Origin of the sequence: Pseudomonas sp. GM17 (assembly GCF_000282175.2) — a bacterium.
GTDB lineage: Bacteria > Pseudomonadota > Gammaproteobacteria > Pseudomonadales > Pseudomonadaceae > Aquipseudomonas > Aquipseudomonas chlororaphis.
Map to the genome: position 1 here is coordinate 3,511,995 of NZ_CP124732.1, position 15,561 is coordinate 3,527,555.

Annotated in this window: 14 protein-coding genes and 1 pseudogene; 12 read left to right on the forward strand and 3 right to left on the reverse strand. The window is 61.7% G+C overall.

Going from position 1 to position 15,561, the window contains the following annotated elements; genetic code table 11:
• The first annotated feature begins 1 nt into the window (after nt 1).
• Both PMI20_RS15810 and PMI20_RS15815 read left to right on the forward strand, forming a co-directional pair.
• Nucleotides 2-940 carry a carbohydrate kinase family protein gene (locus tag PMI20_RS15810; RefSeq protein WP_007932896.1) on the forward strand — a complete coding sequence of 313 codons (939 nt, stop codon included), beginning with the start codon at nt 2-4 and terminating at the stop codon, nt 938-940.
• A 50-nt stretch (nt 941-990) separates the two neighbouring features.
• Nucleotides 991-1,608, forward strand: coding sequence for a transglycosylase SLT domain-containing protein (locus PMI20_RS15815; RefSeq protein ID WP_007932904.1), 618 nt, complete (start codon nt 991-993; stop codon nt 1,606-1,608).
• A 307-nt stretch (nt 1,609-1,915) separates the two neighbouring features.
• On the opposite strand, the gene PMI20_RS15820 is transcribed toward PMI20_RS15815, so the two are convergent.
• Nucleotides 1,916-3,226: an OprD family porin gene (locus PMI20_RS15820; RefSeq protein ID WP_007926388.1), complete on the reverse strand. Its 1,311-nt coding sequence runs from the start codon at nt 3,224-3,226 to the stop codon at nt 1,916-1,918.
• Nucleotides 3,227-3,997: 771 nt separating this feature from the next.
• Between PMI20_RS15820 and PMI20_RS15825 the strand changes: the two genes are divergently transcribed.
• The 7 genes from PMI20_RS15825 to PMI20_RS15855 all read left to right on the forward strand — a co-directional run bounded on the left by PMI20_RS15825 (nt 3,998) and on the right by PMI20_RS15855 (nt 11,757).
• Nucleotides 3,998-5,026, forward strand: coding sequence for an NAD-dependent epimerase (locus PMI20_RS15825; protein ID WP_037034791.1), 1,029 nt, complete (start codon nt 3,998-4,000; stop codon nt 5,024-5,026).
• A 331-nt stretch (nt 5,027-5,357) separates the two neighbouring features.
• Nucleotides 5,358-7,430, forward strand: a complete 2,073-nt coding sequence (locus PMI20_RS15830) for a type VI secretion system Vgr family protein (protein WP_007926390.1) — start codon at nt 5,358-5,360, stop codon at nt 7,428-7,430.
• Nucleotides 7,427-8,266 (forward strand): DUF4123 domain-containing protein, encoded by an 840-nt coding sequence (locus PMI20_RS15835; protein ID WP_007926391.1) that lies wholly within the window; start codon nt 7,427-7,429, stop codon nt 8,264-8,266. Before PMI20_RS15830 ends, PMI20_RS15835 begins: the two co-directional genes overlap by 4 nt.
• 4 nt (nt 8,267-8,270) lie before the next feature.
• On the forward strand, nt 8,271-8,765 hold the full coding sequence (locus tag PMI20_RS15840; RefSeq protein ID WP_007926393.1) for a DUF3304 domain-containing protein: 495 nt from the start codon (nt 8,271-8,273) through the stop codon (nt 8,763-8,765).
• Between the two features lie 127 nt (nt 8,766-8,892).
• The gene (locus tag PMI20_RS15845) at nt 8,893-9,402 is read left to right on the forward strand and encodes a DUF3304 domain-containing protein (RefSeq protein WP_081502442.1); all 510 of its coding nucleotides are present in this window, start codon (nt 8,893-8,895) and stop codon (nt 9,400-9,402) included.
• On the forward strand, nt 9,399-11,219 hold the full coding sequence (locus PMI20_RS15850; RefSeq protein WP_081502443.1) for a T6SS phospholipase effector Tle1-like catalytic domain-containing protein: 1,821 nt from the start codon (nt 9,399-9,401) through the stop codon (nt 11,217-11,219). Before PMI20_RS15845 ends, PMI20_RS15850 begins: the two co-directional genes overlap by 4 nt.
• Nucleotides 11,220-11,496: 277 nt before the next feature.
• Nucleotides 11,497-11,757, forward strand: a complete 261-nt coding sequence (locus tag PMI20_RS15855; protein ID WP_007926396.1) for a DUF2790 domain-containing protein — start codon at nt 11,497-11,499, stop codon at nt 11,755-11,757.
• 147 nt (nt 11,758-11,904) lie between these two features.
• Here PMI20_RS15855 and PMI20_RS15860 read toward each other — a convergent pair whose 3' ends face one another.
• Nucleotides 11,905-12,174 (reverse strand): DUF1652 domain-containing protein, encoded by a 270-nt coding sequence (locus tag PMI20_RS15860; protein WP_007926398.1) that lies wholly within the window; start codon nt 12,172-12,174, stop codon nt 11,905-11,907.
• 471 nt (nt 12,175-12,645) lie between these two features.
• On the opposite strand from PMI20_RS15860, the gene eco reads away from it, so the two are divergent.
• Complete coding sequence (gene eco / locus PMI20_RS15865; protein WP_007926399.1) at nt 12,646-13,128, forward strand: serine protease inhibitor ecotin; 483 nt, start codon at nt 12,646-12,648, stop codon at nt 13,126-13,128.
• A gap of 192 nt (nt 13,129-13,320) precedes the next feature.
• Here eco and ilvA read toward each other — a convergent pair.
• Nucleotides 13,321-14,328: pseudogene (gene ilvA, locus PMI20_RS15870) on the reverse strand (threonine ammonia-lyase, biosynthetic); the annotation flags it as partial.
• 266 nt (nt 14,329-14,594) lie between these two features.
• Between ilvA and PMI20_RS15875 the strand changes: the two are divergent.
• Together PMI20_RS15875 and map are read left to right on the forward strand one after the other, a co-directional pair.
• The gene (locus tag PMI20_RS15875) at nt 14,595-14,798 is read left to right on the forward strand and encodes a ParD-like family protein (RefSeq protein WP_007926402.1); all 204 of its coding nucleotides are present in this window, start codon (nt 14,595-14,597) and stop codon (nt 14,796-14,798) included.
• Nucleotides 14,795-15,559, forward strand: a complete 765-nt coding sequence (gene map, locus PMI20_RS15880; RefSeq protein WP_007926404.1) for a type I methionyl aminopeptidase — start codon at nt 14,795-14,797, stop codon at nt 15,557-15,559. The genes PMI20_RS15875 and map overlap by 4 nt, the downstream gene beginning before the upstream one ends.
• The last annotated feature ends 2 nt before the right edge of the window (nt 15,560-15,561 follow it).

Below are 15,561 nucleotides of genomic sequence, written 5' to 3' on the forward strand. Positions count from 1 at the left end.
TATGTATCTGGTCTGTGGTGAAGCACTGTTCGATTTTTTCAGCGAAGACGATGCCAGCGGTCGGGCATCGCGGGTCAACTTCCAGGCCATCGCCGGCGGTTCGCCCTTTAACGTCGCGGTCGGTCTGCGCCGCCTGGGCGTGGACGCGGCGCTGTTCGCCGGGCTGTCCACCGACTACCTCGGCCGGCGCCTGTTGCAGGTGCTGCGCGAGGAAGGCGTGGGCGAGGACTACCTGCTGCACGTCGAGGCGCCGACCACCCTGGCGATGGTCGCGGTGGGCGCCGACGGCTCGCCGCAATACAGCTTCCGCGGCGAAGGCTGCGCCGACCGCCAGTTGCAGCTCAGCGACCTGCCACCGCTCGACAGCCGGGTGCGCGGCCTGCACGTCGGTTCGTTTTCCCTGGTGGTGCAGCCGATCGGCGACACCCTGCTGGCGCTGGTGCGTCGCGAGCGCGGCCAGCGCCTGATCAGCCTCGACCCCAACGTGCGCCTCAACCCGGCCCCGGACATCCAGCTGTGGCGCCAACGCATCGACACCCTGGTCCGGCTGGCCGACCTGATCAAGGTCAGCGACGAGGACTTGCACCTGCTCTACCCCGGCCAGGATCCGCAGCACGTGATCGAAGGCTGGCTGCAGCATCACTGCCAGCTGGTGTTCCTGACCCGCGGCGCAGAGGGCGCGACGGTGTTCAGTCGGGTGCATGGCCGCTGGTCGGCGCCGGCCATGCCGATTAAGATGGCCGACACCGTGGGCGCCGGCGACACCTTCCAGGCCGCCTTGATTGCCTGGTTGACCGAACGGCAGCTGGATTCGTTGGAAGGTGTGGCGGGCTTGAGCCGCGACCAGATCGACCAAATGCTCAGGTTCGCCATCCGCGCCGCGGCGCTGACCTGTGGCAAGACCGGACCGGACCTGCCCTATCGCCATCAACTGAACTGATCGCAGGAGCGCCACACGGCACTCCCACCGACCCGAATAGAGCCTTGCCTTTGACCCGTTTTGCCTGTGCCGCCGTAGTCTTCCCCCTCATCCTGACCGGCTGCGCGACCTCGCCGCCGGCCAACCCCAACGACATCTGCGAGATCTTTCGCGAAAAAAGCGACTGGTACAAAGCCGCCAAGGCCACTGAAGAGAAATGGGGGGTGCCGATCCAGGTGCCGCTGTCGATCATCTACCAGGAATCGAGCTTCAAGCAGGATGCCTTGCCGCCACGCAAATACCTGTTGTGGGTGATTCCCTGGGGCCGGGTGAGCACGGCGGCCGGCTACCCGCAGGCCAAGGACGAAGTCTGGGGCGACTACCAGCGCAAGGGCGACAACTACTGGGCCAGCCGCACCAACTTCGCCGACGCCACCGACTTTATCGGCTGGTACATGGACCAGACCACACGGGTCAACGGCGTGACCAAGCAGGACGCCTACCGCCAGTACCTGAACTACCACGAAGGCTGGGGCGGCTACCGCCGGCAGACCTATACGGCCAAGCCCTGGCTGCAGACCGTGGCGATGAAGGTGCAAAGCCGTTCCAGCCTGTACGGCCAGCAATACGCCGGCTGCCGGGAAGAGTTGAACCGCGGCTTCTGGAGCCGCTTCTGGCATTGGCTGTAACGGCCCGAACGGCGCTTGCGCACATCTCCCCCGCCTGCGCACGCTCTGTAGCCGCTGCCGAGCCCCGCGAGGCTGCGACCGGCTGCAAGGGCAGCCGCAAAACCCAGCAACGCGATCTATCTGAAGTGGCCGCGTGCAGATCGCGACTACTGCGTAGTCGATCGCAGCCTCGCAGGCTCGGCAGCGGCTACACAAGCACCGCAATCCCTATAGCCGCTGGCGCAGCCTGCGATCGGCTGCGAAGCAGTCGCAAACCAGCCAATGCGTTCATCCAGACAGATCGCGGATTCAGCTTCCGGCAGCGCCGTCAGAGAATCGAGAAGTTGTAGCTGACGATCAGCCGCGTCTCGTCCACGTCCCGCGCGTATTTTTCGTAGTTGCTGCGGTAGGTGGCGTTACGCAGGCGCAGGCTGACGTCCTTGAAGGTGCCGCTCTGCACCACGTACTTGAGTTCGCTGTCGCGTTCCCACTCGCGGCCTTCCTGGTCGCTGCCCGGGACCTTGATATGGTCGCCGCTGACATAGCGGGTCAGGAAGCTCAGGCCGTTGATGCCGATGGCCTTGAAGTCGTAGTCGTAACGCAACTGCCAGGAACGCTCCTGGGCGGCGGCGAAGTCGTTGACCTGCACATAGTTGACCAGGTACGGGTTGCTGCCATCAAGGTACGGCATCGAGTTGTCGCCGTTCATGCGCTGCCAGCCAGCGCTGAAGGTATGGCCGTCGATGGCGTAGCCGAGCATGCCGCTCAGGGCGCGGTTATCGATGGAACCGGCGCGCTCGGCGCCGCTGTCGGCGCTCTTGAGCAGGCGCAGGTCAGCCTTGAGCACGCCCTGGCCCAGCGGCTGGTTGGCCAGCAGGCCGATGAAGTGCTGGCGGTAGATGTCTTCCAGCTCGGCGTAGTGATACTGGCCGGTCAGGCGATCGCTGAACCTGTAGTCGATGCCGTACATGTCGAAATGGTCGGCGGTGACGTTGCAGGCATACCGCTTGTTCTTGCAGTGCACGCGGATGTCCTGGGTGTCCGTGGAGTCCCGGGCGGTGTATTTGTCCAGCCGCGCGGCCGTGAACGTCAGGTCCTTGATCTCCTTGGACGTGAGCATGGCGCCGTTGAACATGGTCGGCAGCAGGCGCCCGTCGTTGTACTTGAGCAGCGGCAGGTCCGGCAACAGCGCGCCGTACTTGAGCACGCTCTGCGACAGGCGCACCTTGGCCGTCAGGCCGAGCTTGGCGTACTGGTCCTTGGAACCCCGCGGGTCCTGGCCGCTGGACGGCAGCAGGCCGCTGTTGCTGCGGTCGGGGCTGGAATCGAGCTTGAAACCGAGCATGCCCAGCGCGTCGATACCAAAGCCGACGGTGCCTTCGGTGTAGCCCGATTGCAGGTTGAGAATGAACCCTTGCGCCGACTCTTCGCGCTTGGAGGCTCCCTGATCGTTGCCGGTATGGCCGTCGCGGAAGTCACGGTTGAAGTAGATGGTGCGCGACTCGAGCTTGGCGCTGCTGTCTTCGAAGAAACCCGCGGCCTCGGCCCGGGCGGTAAAACCCGCGCACAGGCACAGGGCGCCGAGGCCCACCGTTGGATAACGCAGCGGTCGGAATGAGTGCAGCAAAGGGAAAGGCATGAAAAGCTCCAGCAGTGCATCGGTAAAGCAGATGAAAGAAGGCAATAGCAATCCATCTGGCGAATCATTTCTGGCCAGGTGAATTGATCAAATCAATGTTGATCGCAAATGATGGCAGATGGCTTTGACGGGCTACACCCGACTTTAGTCTGAAGCGGCTACAGCCTTTGCCCCTGAACACCCTCCTTCAACGCACTGCCTTCGCCTGGGATAAAGCGATCATTTCCAACACTCTTTGCCTTTCTCCAGGCTCTTGGCCAGGCGCTATTCATTGGGCGCTTCGAGAGGTTTTGGATCCAAGTAAGCCTGCCCCCAGGATAAAAATGAGTTTTTCGTTAAAAATCTCTACCGCTCGTCGGATTAATTTGCCCTGCCGGGTTTGTTACCCAGGAATTTCCCCAAGGCTTTCATGAGCCTTTCATTCATATTATCTAATTGATTTTAAACAGTATTATTTCTTAAATAGGGTTATACAAAACGTCTTCGTCATTTATATAACACGGCAAAACGCCAATTAACCGTCTCCATGCTGTGGTAGTGTCAAAAAAAGAACGCGAAAAGGACTTGCACCTATTCAGTTCTTTAAAAAGTGGGCCATGAAACTCACGCATTACCCATCACGGATGAGGTTCCTCCCTTGGATGTCAGCGTTTTTGGTACCGGCCATGTCGGCCTGGTACAAGCAGTCGCCCTCGCCATCGCGCGGGACATCGCTCGCCTGTGTCGCCCGGGCAGTGGCTTGCCCTGGTGCGTACCGGGGGCGCTCTGCGCATGAATATCCTGATCACCGGGGCCGCCGGCTTCATCGGCGCCCATACCGCACTGCGTTTGCTCAAGGATGGGCATCAGGTCACCGGGCTGGATAATTTCAACGACTACTACGACCCGCAACTCAAGCACGACCGGGTGCGCTGGGTGGAGCAGCAGGTGGGACAGTTCCCGCTGTACCGCCTCGACCTCGGCGATACCGAAGCCCTCGACCGGCTGTTCGCCCAGGTTCGCCCGCAGGTGGTGATCAATCTGGCGGCCCAGGCCGGGGGACGTTATTCCCTGGAAAACCCCAAGGCTTACCTGCACAACAACCTCGGCGGCTTTCTCAACCTGCTGGAAATGTGCCGGCGCTATCCGCCCGAACACCTGATTTACGCGTCGTCCAGTTCGGTGTACGGCGCCAACCATCAACTGCCGCACAAGGCCAGCGACACCGTGGACCATCCGCTGTCGCTGTACGCCGCGAGCAAAAGGGCCAATGAGCTGATGGCCCATAGCTACAGCCATCTGTTCGACATGCCGGCCACCGGCCTGCGCTTCTTTACCGTATATGGCCCCTGGGGACGCCCGGACATGTCGCCGGTGCTGTTCGCCCGGGCCATCTGCGAAGGCCGTCCGCTGAAGCTGTTCAACTACGGCATGCACCAGCGCGACTTCACCTATATCGACGACCTGGTCGAATCCCTGGTTCGCCTGCTGGGCAAGCCACCGGTGCGCAACCCCTTGTGGAACCGCGAACAACCCGACCCCGCCACCAGCATGGCGCCCTGGCGTCTGTTCAATATCGGCGGGCAACGTTCGGTGGAACTCAAGGACTACGTCGCCACCCTGGAGCAACTGCTCGGACGCAAGGCAAAGGTCGAGTACCTGCCGTTGCAGCCCGGCACCGTGCTGAACACCTGCGCCGATGCCAGCGCCCTGGAGAACGTCACCGGCTTCGGCCCTCAGGTCCCCCTGGCCGAGGGCCTGGGACGCTTTGTCGATTGGTTCCAGAGCTACTACCGGCCGCCGTTGCCCCCGCGTTCCTGACGCGACAACGACCTGCCCCGGCGACAGCCTGTGTCGCCCTTGCGGGCCAACTGGCCGACGGCAATTGCGGCGCTGGCTCGCTGCTCGAAGGCCCGTCGCCGGCCCGCGTCGCCACGGGAATCCCTGAGCGACCATCGGCGTATCCCCTACAGCCAACTCCGCTGATGCCCGTAGGGCGTCAGCCGGATGGGTTGTCAGGCATAAGTAATGGTTATCGCGGACATTTCTGAATGTTCTGGCGGGCGGAAAGCCGCGGCCGCCTCGGCTTGAATCGACCGGCTTATTCCTGCACCATCCGCCCCCTGCTTATTCAATGGATGGATTTCACGGCATGCTGGATGCTAACGCTACCCATATTTCCCTGACGATCGAAGGCGCCTCGGTCGACCTTCAGGTCCTCAGTTTCGTTGGCCGCGAAGCCCTCAATCAACCCTTCTGCTTCGATATCGAACTGGTCAGCGCGCGTCCCGACCTCAAGCTCGAAGAACTCCTGCACAAGCCGGCCTGCCTGACCTTTGGCGCGACCGGTAAAGGCCTGATCCACGGCCTGGTGTACCGCATCGCCCAGGGCGATTCCGGGCGCAAGCTGACCCGCTACAGCATCAGCCTGACTCCGCAGCTCAACTACCTGCGCCACAACTTCAACCAGAAGATCTACCAGCACCTCAGCGTGCCGAAGATCATCGCCCAGGTCCTCGAGGCCCGCGGCATCCTGGCCGACGCCTACAGTTTCCAGCTTGGCGCCACCTACCCGGAGCGGGTCTACTGCACCCAGTACGACGAATCCGATCTGCACTTCATCCAGCGCCTGTGTGAAGAAGAAGGCATCCATTTCCACTTTCAGCACTCGGCCAGCGGCCACAAGCTGGTGTTCGGCGACGACCAGACGGTGTTCCGCAAACTGGCGGCGGTGAACTACCAGCAGGACTCGGGCATGGCCGCCGAACAGCCGGTGATCAAGCGCTTCAACCTGCGCCTGGAAACCCGCACCAGCCGCGTCAGCCGCCGCGACTACGATTTCGAGAAGCCGCGCCTGCTGCCCGAGGGCGCGGCCAAGTCCGAATTCATGCCGGACCTGGAAGACTACGACTACCCCGGCCTGTTCACCCAGCAGGCCCGCGGCAAGCAACTGGCGACCCGCGCCCTGGAGCGCCATCGCAGCGACTACCGGCTGGCCGAAGGCAAAGGCGACGAGCCGAGCCTGGTCAGCGGCCACTTCCTGACCCTGGCCGCCCACCCGCGCAGCGAATGGAACGACCTGTGGCTGCTGCTGGAGGTGATCCACGAAGGCAAGCAGCCCCAGGTGCTGGGCGAGAACATCACCAGCGACGTCACCCGCAACAAGGACGACTTCCACCAGGGCTATCGCAACCGCTTCCTCGCCACGCCCTGGGACGCCCACTACCGCCCGCCGCTGGAACACCCGAAACCCAAGTCCCTGGGCAGCCAGACCGCGGTGGTCACCGGGCCCAAGGGCGAAGAAATCCATTGCGACCAATACGGCCGGATCAAGGTGCAGTTCCACTGGGACCGCGACGGCCAGGCCGACGACAACACCTCCTGCTGGGTCCGCGTCGCCAGCGGCTGGGCCGGCAAGGCCTACGGCGGCATCGCCATCCCGCGGATCGGCATGGAAGTACTGGTGACCTTCCTCGAAGGCGACCCCGACCAGCCCCTGGTCACCGGCTGCCTGTACCACAAGGAAAACCTGGTCCCCTACGACCTGCCGGCGAACAAGACCCGCAGCACCTTCAAGACCCTCAGCTCGCCGGGCGGCAAGGGCTACAACGAACTGCGCATCGAAGACAAGAAAGGCGCCGAGCAGATCTACCTGCACGCCCAGCGCGACTGGGACGAGAACGTCGAGCACGACCAGCGGATCCGCGTCGGCAACCAACGCCACGACACGGTCGAGGCCAACACCCTCACCGAACTCAAGGCCGAAGAACACCGCATCACCCACCTCGACCGCAAGAGCGAAATCCGCGCCAACGACCACCTCACCGTGGCCGTCACCCAGCACGCCAACATCGGCACTGCGCAATTCGTCGAAGCCGGCCAGGAGATTCATTACAAGGCCGGTGGGAAGGCCGTGGTCGAGGCAGGCGCGGAACTGACCGCCAAGGCCGGCGGCAGCTTTGTGAAGCTCGATGCTGGTGGCGTGACCATCAGTGGGGCCGACGTGAAGATCAATACCGGGGGAGCGCCGGGGGTTGGGACGCCGGCGGCGCCGCTGTTGCCGGGCCTGCTGAAGCTCGCTGACGCCGACAAGGCCGGCGGCCTGCTGCTGGGCCGTTTGAACTCGCCCATACCGCGCCTGACGCCGCCCAAGGGTATCTGCGTCGAGTGCCTGCTCAAGGCCATCCGCCAACGCCAGGCGATTCTGTCCGGAGCACAGCCATGAGCGATTTGCAGCAAGGCCAGCAGGATTGGGTCGACGCCGCGGCCAAGGGCTTGAGCCTCACGGCCATCGTCGAGCAGGCCCTGCTCAGCGCGCCGCAGCGCAACGCCCTGGGTGAACTGGAAGGCGCCCGCTGGCCCCTGATGTATCAGGCCGAGCTGGCCCAGCTGCGCAATGACGGGCCGCTACTGCTGGACATGACCGGTCAACCGTTCGAGCGGCTGGTGGCGATCCACGAACTGTTCGGCTCGAACCTGGCCGGCTGGTTGAGCAGCACCCTGCCAGCCAATCGGTTGGCCACCCACCTTGGCGACGCCCTGGTCTGCCAGGACGCCAACGATTCGGTGCTGCTGATCCGCAGCTACAGCGCCGAGGTACTGCCCCTGCTCCACCAGCAAGTCGGCCAGCCATGGCACCAGTGGCTGTTCGGCCCCCTCGACACCTGGTGGATCAAGGCCGAAAAAGACTGGCAGCGTCTTGCCGGTCCGGCGCACAGCGAAGTGCCCGAGTACCACCCGATCCGCCTGGATGAGCCGATGATGCACAGCCTGCAGCATGACGCCCACGCCGAGCAGCTGCTGGTGCAGACCGAAAACGTCGCCCCCGAGGCCTTTGCCAGCGACTGCCACGGCGAACGCCTGCAACAGGTGCAAGACCTGCTGCAGATCGCCAGAGACCAGGGCCTGGACCAGCAGGAAGATCAGTCGACCTTCGTGTTGCACAGCCTGATCACCCGCAGCCCACTGCACCAGCGCCCCGAATGGGCGGGAATCCTGCGTCAGGTCACCGATGACCGGGACACCCTGGAAAACGCCCTGGCCGCACAAGAAGGCGCCTGAGGCGATGCCGTTGCCGTTGCCGTCACTCGCAAAGCGCTGGAAGCGCCTGCCCGGCCGCCAGAAAACCCTGATCCAGTGGTTGGCTCTGGGCGCGCTGGTCGCCGGTTATTTCATCTGGCAGTACAGCCGCATGCCGGGCGCGGCGCTTTATGGACATAACCATACGGATCGACCCATCTTCAGTTATTTCGTCAATGACAATTGGGGTGGAAATGGGGGCATGACCTGCTGCTGGCGCATCGAAGGCAAGACACTGAAGGTGGATTGGATCAAGAGCATGACCCGAACACAGTATGAGCAGGGGGCTCGGGAAGAAACCCTATCAGTCGAGATCTCTAACCCTCCCCGACAACGCAGTGACCGCTATTTGCATGTGCACTTCTTCCCCGGCGACCAGGTTCGCCTGGCCTGGAGCGCCAATCTCGACACCCCCTATGAAAATCTCAAGGAAGCACCCGCAGTGCCTGATGCCAAGGACCAGGAAGCCCAACCCCAATGAGTCACGGGTTTTCGCCGCCCACTATTGAAAAACTTGCAAGCAGCGCGAGCTGGACAACAGAAATGCCCCCCAGGCGAAAGAACATGACCGTGCGCAGAAACAGGTTCGCACTAACAAGGAGTTTGTTGTGACATCGATTCAATCACTTAGAAATCGCTGGAAGTCTTTGTCCGGTTTGCAGAAAACCCTCATCAATCTGTTGGTCTGGGGGGGACTAATTGCTGCCTATTTCATATGGCAGTACAGCCAAATGCCGGGTGCAATGCTCTACGTTCACAACCAAACGGATCGCCCTATCTTCAGCTACTTCGTTAATGACAACTGGGGGGGCAATGCCACGGCAAACGGAGGGGGCGGAGCAACCTGCTGTTGGCGCATTGAAGGCAAAACACTGAAAGTAGATTGGATAAAAGGTCGTACAGGTGAGCAAGTTCGCCAAGGAGTTCAAAAAGAAACCTTATCAGTCGAGATCGCTAACCCACCTCGTCAACGCACTGATCGATATCTACACGTGCATTTCTTCCCCGGAGACCAAGTTCGCCTAGCCTGGAGTGCCAACCTGGACACTCCTTATGAAAACCTCAAGGAGGCGCCACCAGTCTCTAACTCCAAGGATCAGGAAACCAAATCCCAATGAGTACCCGTAATGCTGATTTGGCTGCGGCTGCCGGCGCCCGTTGTGCGGGACCAACCAAAAACTCGCATATCACTACTTGTGAACGAACTTTGCGGATCGGATTCTTTTTCGACGGCTTTGGACGTCACCTACTGAAAGACTTGCAGTCAGGTCGGGTTAGTAACGTCGGCAAGATGTATATGGCGCACCCCACTACTGGAAAGGATGAAGCCTCTTACAATTATCGAAGGCTATACCTTTCAGGAATGGGCACGGAGTACATCGCAGACCTGACCACCACCGCCAATGCCGGCGTGGATACCGCAGGCAGCAAGGCAGCCGATGTGCCCAAGGATGTGGCAAAGGACGAAGGGAAAAAGATCCTCAAGGATGTACTGAAAGGTCGTAACTGGTGGGATCGCTGGAAACGCGACCTGAAGGACCTGGTCAGCGCCCCCCTTAAGGGCCTTAAAATACTGAAGAGCGTAGTGGTCGACGCGGCGTCTGAAGTCATTCCGCCCCTGCGCGACAACCCCATCATGGCTGAGATAGCCAAGACTGGAGCCAATATTCGCATCGATGGCGCCATCGACTACCTGAACGACGAAGTGAGCAAGGTCAAGGCCTTGAGCGGCCCGCCCCTTAAGCGTATCGAACTGTCCGTGTACGGCTTCGACTACGGCGCCACCCTGGCCCGGGGCTTTCTGTATCGCCTGCTGGACCGCTGCCTGATCGATGGCGAGAAAGTGGAGTACCAGGGCGCCCAGGTGGTCGTGTTGTTCGCCGGCCTGTTCGACGCGGTGGACCGCAGCCGTAGCGATATACCGCTGATCGACGACTATATACCCGTGCCCACCAGTAACGTGCTGGGGGACGCCAATGTCCTGCCCAAGCAGGTCAGGCAGGCGCTGCATCTGGTCGCCGCCCACGAGCGGCGCTTTTACCGGCGGGCCAGCCTGCTCGGCAAAGGCAACGCCAAGTGGCGCGAAGAACTGATGCCCGGGGTCAGCGAGGATATCGGTGGCAGCCTGCTGCCCGGCGAGCAGAAACCCAGTGCCGAGCTGGCGCTGGTCAGCTTGCACCGCATGTACCGCGCAGCATTCCAGGCAGGAGTACCTTTCCTTCATCTCGAAGACTTATACGAAAAGGATGCCGATACTGCTGAGCTGTTCACCTTCAACGACCATATCAACGGCAAGACTGCCTTTGGACTGGTCAAGCATTATCAGTCGGCCGCCAAGGCCAGCATTGCCCAGCTGAAAAACCTCAACCTGGGTGACAAAGCGCCCTTCCTCGGCCATATGCGCCTGTATATCCGCTGGCTGGCGTCGATCTCGCGCTCTTATGTGCAGCGCCTGCGGGAGATCGGCGAAGAGGAAGATCGCCTGAACGCCAGCCAGTATACCTCGGGGAACAGCGCCGGGATGTTCGGCCGCCCGGTGGAAACCCCGGAAAAGAGACAGGCCCGCCTCAAGCGCACCCAGGAACTGCAAACCGAACGCGAGGCGCTCAGGGCAGAGCTGGGCTGGCTGGAAGATGTCGACAGTGAAGCCCGCAGCATGCGCAGCGGGCGGACGCGGGATGGCTACAGGGCCGCCGGCACACCGCAGCAGATGCTGGTGTGGCAGGTGCTGTTGGAGGAGGAATGGTTCAAGGAACAACTGTCGCCATTGCCGGAGGAAGTGAGCCTGTTGTTCGGCCACTTCATTCATGACCAGTTGGTCCAGTCCCTCGCTCAGCGCTCAGCCAAGTCGGTGAGCGGACAATGCTACTTCGATATCCGCGGGATCGATCTGCTGGAGAAAGAAGAGGAAGAGAAGGAGAAAGACAAGAAATAAGTGCATTCAATGCCTGCCCGGAATCGGGCCAGGCGTTGACGACCTGCAAGGCAGGGGCTTGTGTCCCCCTGCCTTCAAGCCCCCGCTGACATCGAATAGGCGTTTCTGCGCAAAGCACATTTCGTCGGGCAGTTTCCCTTCCAAAATCATTAGCCCCCTACTTAATCTCCGATTAATCCCGCCGCCCAAAACTGTACGAGACCGCGCAGCGCAGAATCCCCTGTCGCCCTCCGCGGTGCGCTCGATGCGATTTTGTCGGGCTTATCGGAGAACGCTCATGAATATGCGTATTTTGCTGGTCGGGGCCCTGGCGTTTGCCGGGGTCGTGGGTGTGGCTCAGGCGGACACAGCCCAGGTGCAGCCGGTGCCTTATCACTATGGCATGCCGCTGAACGTGGCCAAGGTGGTGTCGATGACCGAGCCCGCGACGCCGGAGTGCAAGGTGGTCACCGCGGACATGACCTTTATCGACAAGGCGGGCAAGCTGGAAGCCATCAGTTACCGCAAGCTGTCGGATGCTTGCAATTATCAGAACTGAGGGCTGCCCTGCTCTACCGCGTGCAAGGTTGCAGGCAGCTCGGCGAGATTCAGGCAGGGATTTTATTCGCGGTGAAGGTCGAGGTTGCGCCTGGCCCGGAGGTTATCCAGGCCAGGCAAGCAACACAGGCATTGGCAAAGCCGCCGATCAATGAGCCCTGGATTTCAGGGCGATGGGCTGGCTTCCCGGATGATTCGCCAGGTCGTAGCGTAACTCGGCGATCAAATCGTTGATTTCCCGGCAGCCGTTGAGGCTCGCCGCATCGATACCGGTGACCACCAGGTCCACGCGGTCGGTTTCATGGTCGCCATAGACTTTCACGGTCATGTGCAGGTCGGGGCTCAGGGTGCACTCGCAGCGTTTGGGCAGGAAGCTGCATTCAATGATATTGCGCAGTTCCAAGGCAGATAAGAACATGGCAGATCTCTCCGTTGGTGCAGTGGCCATTCAATGATGGCAAGAATATCGTCTCGGGATTCCACCCCCGAAATACGGCGTACGGCATGACTAAACCTCCCTGGAAGAGAAAGCCATTCATTAGACTAGGCCGTATTGGCGCATCCACTAAATTCTATTTTGCTCTGAGCAGTGAGGCTTTTTTTCACCCTCGGTCCTGGGATTTTCGTCCGCTGGAGGAGCTTCCTGCGAGCCCGATGCTGGCCTCTCGCCGATAGGGGATGGAACACAGGCATGCCGTCCTCCCGCTCGTTTTCATGCGTTATAAATCATCGACTTATCCCTGGGTATTGAAGGAAAACGTCATGTTAACTGCCGCGGCGAAGTGGGCCACGGTTTGCATGACCGGGCGTTCCCCAGTCAAACTGCCCGGCGTTTCAAACAAACGGTTCCCTCCATGGAGAGCCGTCGATCAACCTGCAAGGAGGCCTTATGCGCTTTTTTCCTGTATCCACCGCCATCGCTGTGCTGTTGAGCGGTCTGTCCACCCTGAGCCATGCGGCCAAACTCGAAGACGTGGCGCCCTACCCCAAGGCTGAAGAAGGTTTTGTGCGTCAGGTGATCCACCTGCCCAAGCAGGCCAAGGAAGAGGACTTCAAGGTCGAGGTCCTGGCCGGCAAGACCCTGACCGTCGACTGCAACCGTCAGCGCCTGGGCGGCACCCTGGAAGAGAAGAACCTGGAAGGCTGGGGTTACCCCTACTACCGCCTGGACAAGGTCAGCGGGCCGATGAGCACCTTGATGGCCTGCCCCGAGGACACCAGCAAGCAGGCGTTCGTGCCGGTGGTCGGCGAAGGCTTCGTGCTGCGCTACAACAGCAAGCTGCCAATCGTGATCTACGCCCCCAAGGACGTCGAAGTGCGCTACCGCCTGTGGTCCGCCGCGGACAAGGTCGAGAAGGCCCGCGCGGAATAACCTGCGCAGCGGCTACATCGCGGGTGATGGAGCCGCTGCAGCAGGCTGTGATCGGTTTGGGCCGCACTCCGACGCAGTAGCCGCCAAGCCAGGCAACGCAGTGCATCAGTGGTCCGGCTGGCGAGCGCCTCGTGCGCAGGCTTCGCCAGCGGCTGCAGAGGCCCTGCTCCCTTCTTACACCAGCGCGACCGCGCCCAAGGCCGCGCGCTCGGCCACCTGCCCCAGGCGATCGAAGTTGATGTTGGCCCCGGAATCGATGGCCACCAGGGTTTCGCCCTGTGCCCCGCTGCGGGCCACGTACTGCTTGATCCCGGCCACCGCCAGCGCTCCCGACGGCTCGGTGATGGAGCGGGTGTCGTCGTAGATGTCCTTCATCGCGCAGCAGAGTTCGTCGTTGCTGACCGTGATCACTTCATCGACCAGCGCTCGGCACAACTCGAAACAATGGGCGCCGACCTGCGCCACGGCAACGCCGTCGGCGAAGGTGCCGACGCTGGGCAGCACCACCCTTTCCCCGGCCTGCAACGCCTGCTGCAGACAGTTGGAGTGCTCGGACTCGACGCCGACGATACGCACCTCGGGCCGCAGGTATTTCACATAGGCCGCGATGCCGGCGATCAATCCGCCACCGCCCACCGGGACGAAGATCGCGTCCAGGCGCCCTGGATGCTGGCGCAGGATTTCCATGCCCACCGTGCCCTGCCCGGCGATCACGTCCGGGTCGTCGAAGGGCGAGACGAAGGTCTGCCCGCTGCGCTCGGCCAGTTGCAGGGCATGGGCCAGGGCAAAGGGAAAACTATCGCCCTGCAGCACCGCCTCGGCGCCACGGCTGCTGACGCCCTGCACTTTCAGCTGCGGCGTGGTGGAAGGCATGACGATGGTCGCCTTGATCCTCAGCTCCCGCGCCGCTAGCGCCACGCCCTGGGCGTGATTGCCGGCGGAGGCGGTGATTACCCCACGGCGCTTTTGCTCGTCGCTGAGTTGCACCAGCTTGTTGTAGGCGCCGCGGATCTTGAAGGAAAAGGTCGGTTGCAGGTCCTCGCGCTTGAGCAGCACCTGGTTGCTCAGCGCCGCCGACAGGGCCGGAGCCAGCTGCAATGGCGTACGCACCGCCAGGTCGTAGACCGGAGCCGCGAGAATCTTCTTCACGTAGTGCTCAAGCAGGTCCAGTTGCGTGTCGGGCTCGGCGGGATGGTTCATACGGCTCTCCTGGCTGTGTTGAAAGCCCCGGAGACAGAAAGAAAAAACCCGCCTCTAGGGCGGGTTGGGTGCAGTGTCAGACCCGCCAATCAGGAATGGCGGTAATAATGCTTGGCTGGGAACGCAATGCGGAAAAAGTCATGGCCAGGAAATTAACCGGCGGGTCGCTGGTGAGTCAATGGCCAATGACAGGTCGAGCTATCTGCCATTTGCCGAAAAATATACGAAACGTATATGCTTCGTATATTTACCAGGACAGAAACCCCGTGGGCATCGTCAAGATTTCAGATCAACTGCATGAACAGATCCGCGTCGCCAGCGACGCCATGGATCGCTCCATCAACGCCCAGGCCGAGTTCTGGATCAAGATTGGCCTGCTGGCCGAGCTCAATCCGCACCTGGCCTACAACGACCTGATCAACAAACTGCTGCTGAACAAGAGCGACCTGATCCGGGGGCGCAGCGCATGACCCAGGCCCTGATCAAGACCCCGCAACAACTGGCGCTGATGCGTGAATCCGGGCGCCTGCTGGCGACGGTGTTCAGCTTTCTCGATGACTTGGTCGCGCCCGGCCTTTCGACCATGGAACTGGACACGGCCGTGGAGCGCTTTATCCGCCACGACCTGGGCGCCCGTCCGGCCAGCAAGGGCCAGTACAACTACCCCTACTCGATCAACACCTCGATCAACGAGGTGGTGTGCCATGGCATGCCCCATGAGAAGGCCATCCTCAAGGACGGCGACATCATCAATATCGACATTACCCTGGAAAAGAACGGCTTTATCGCCGACTCCAGCAAGATGTACCTGATCGGCAACGTCAGCCCCAAGGCCCAGCGCCTGGTGAGCACCACCTTCGAGGCGATGTGGGAAGGCATCAAGGTGGTCCGCCCCGGCGCGCGCCTGGGCGATATCGGCCATGCCATCCAGAAACACGCCGAAACCCGGGGCTACAGCGTGGTGCGCGAGTACTGCGGCCATGGCATCGGCCGGCAGATGCACGAAGAGCCGCAGGTCCTGCATTTCGGTCGCCCCGGTACCGGCCTGGAGTTGCGCGAAGGCATGGTGTTCACCATCGAGCCGATGATCAACCAGGGCAGCGCCCGGGTGCGCGGCCTGAAAGACGGCTGGACCGTGGTCACCCGCGACAACGGCCTGTCGGCGCAGTGGGAACACACGGTGGCGGTGACCCGCGACGGCTTTGAGGTACTGACCCTGCAACCGGCCTGAAA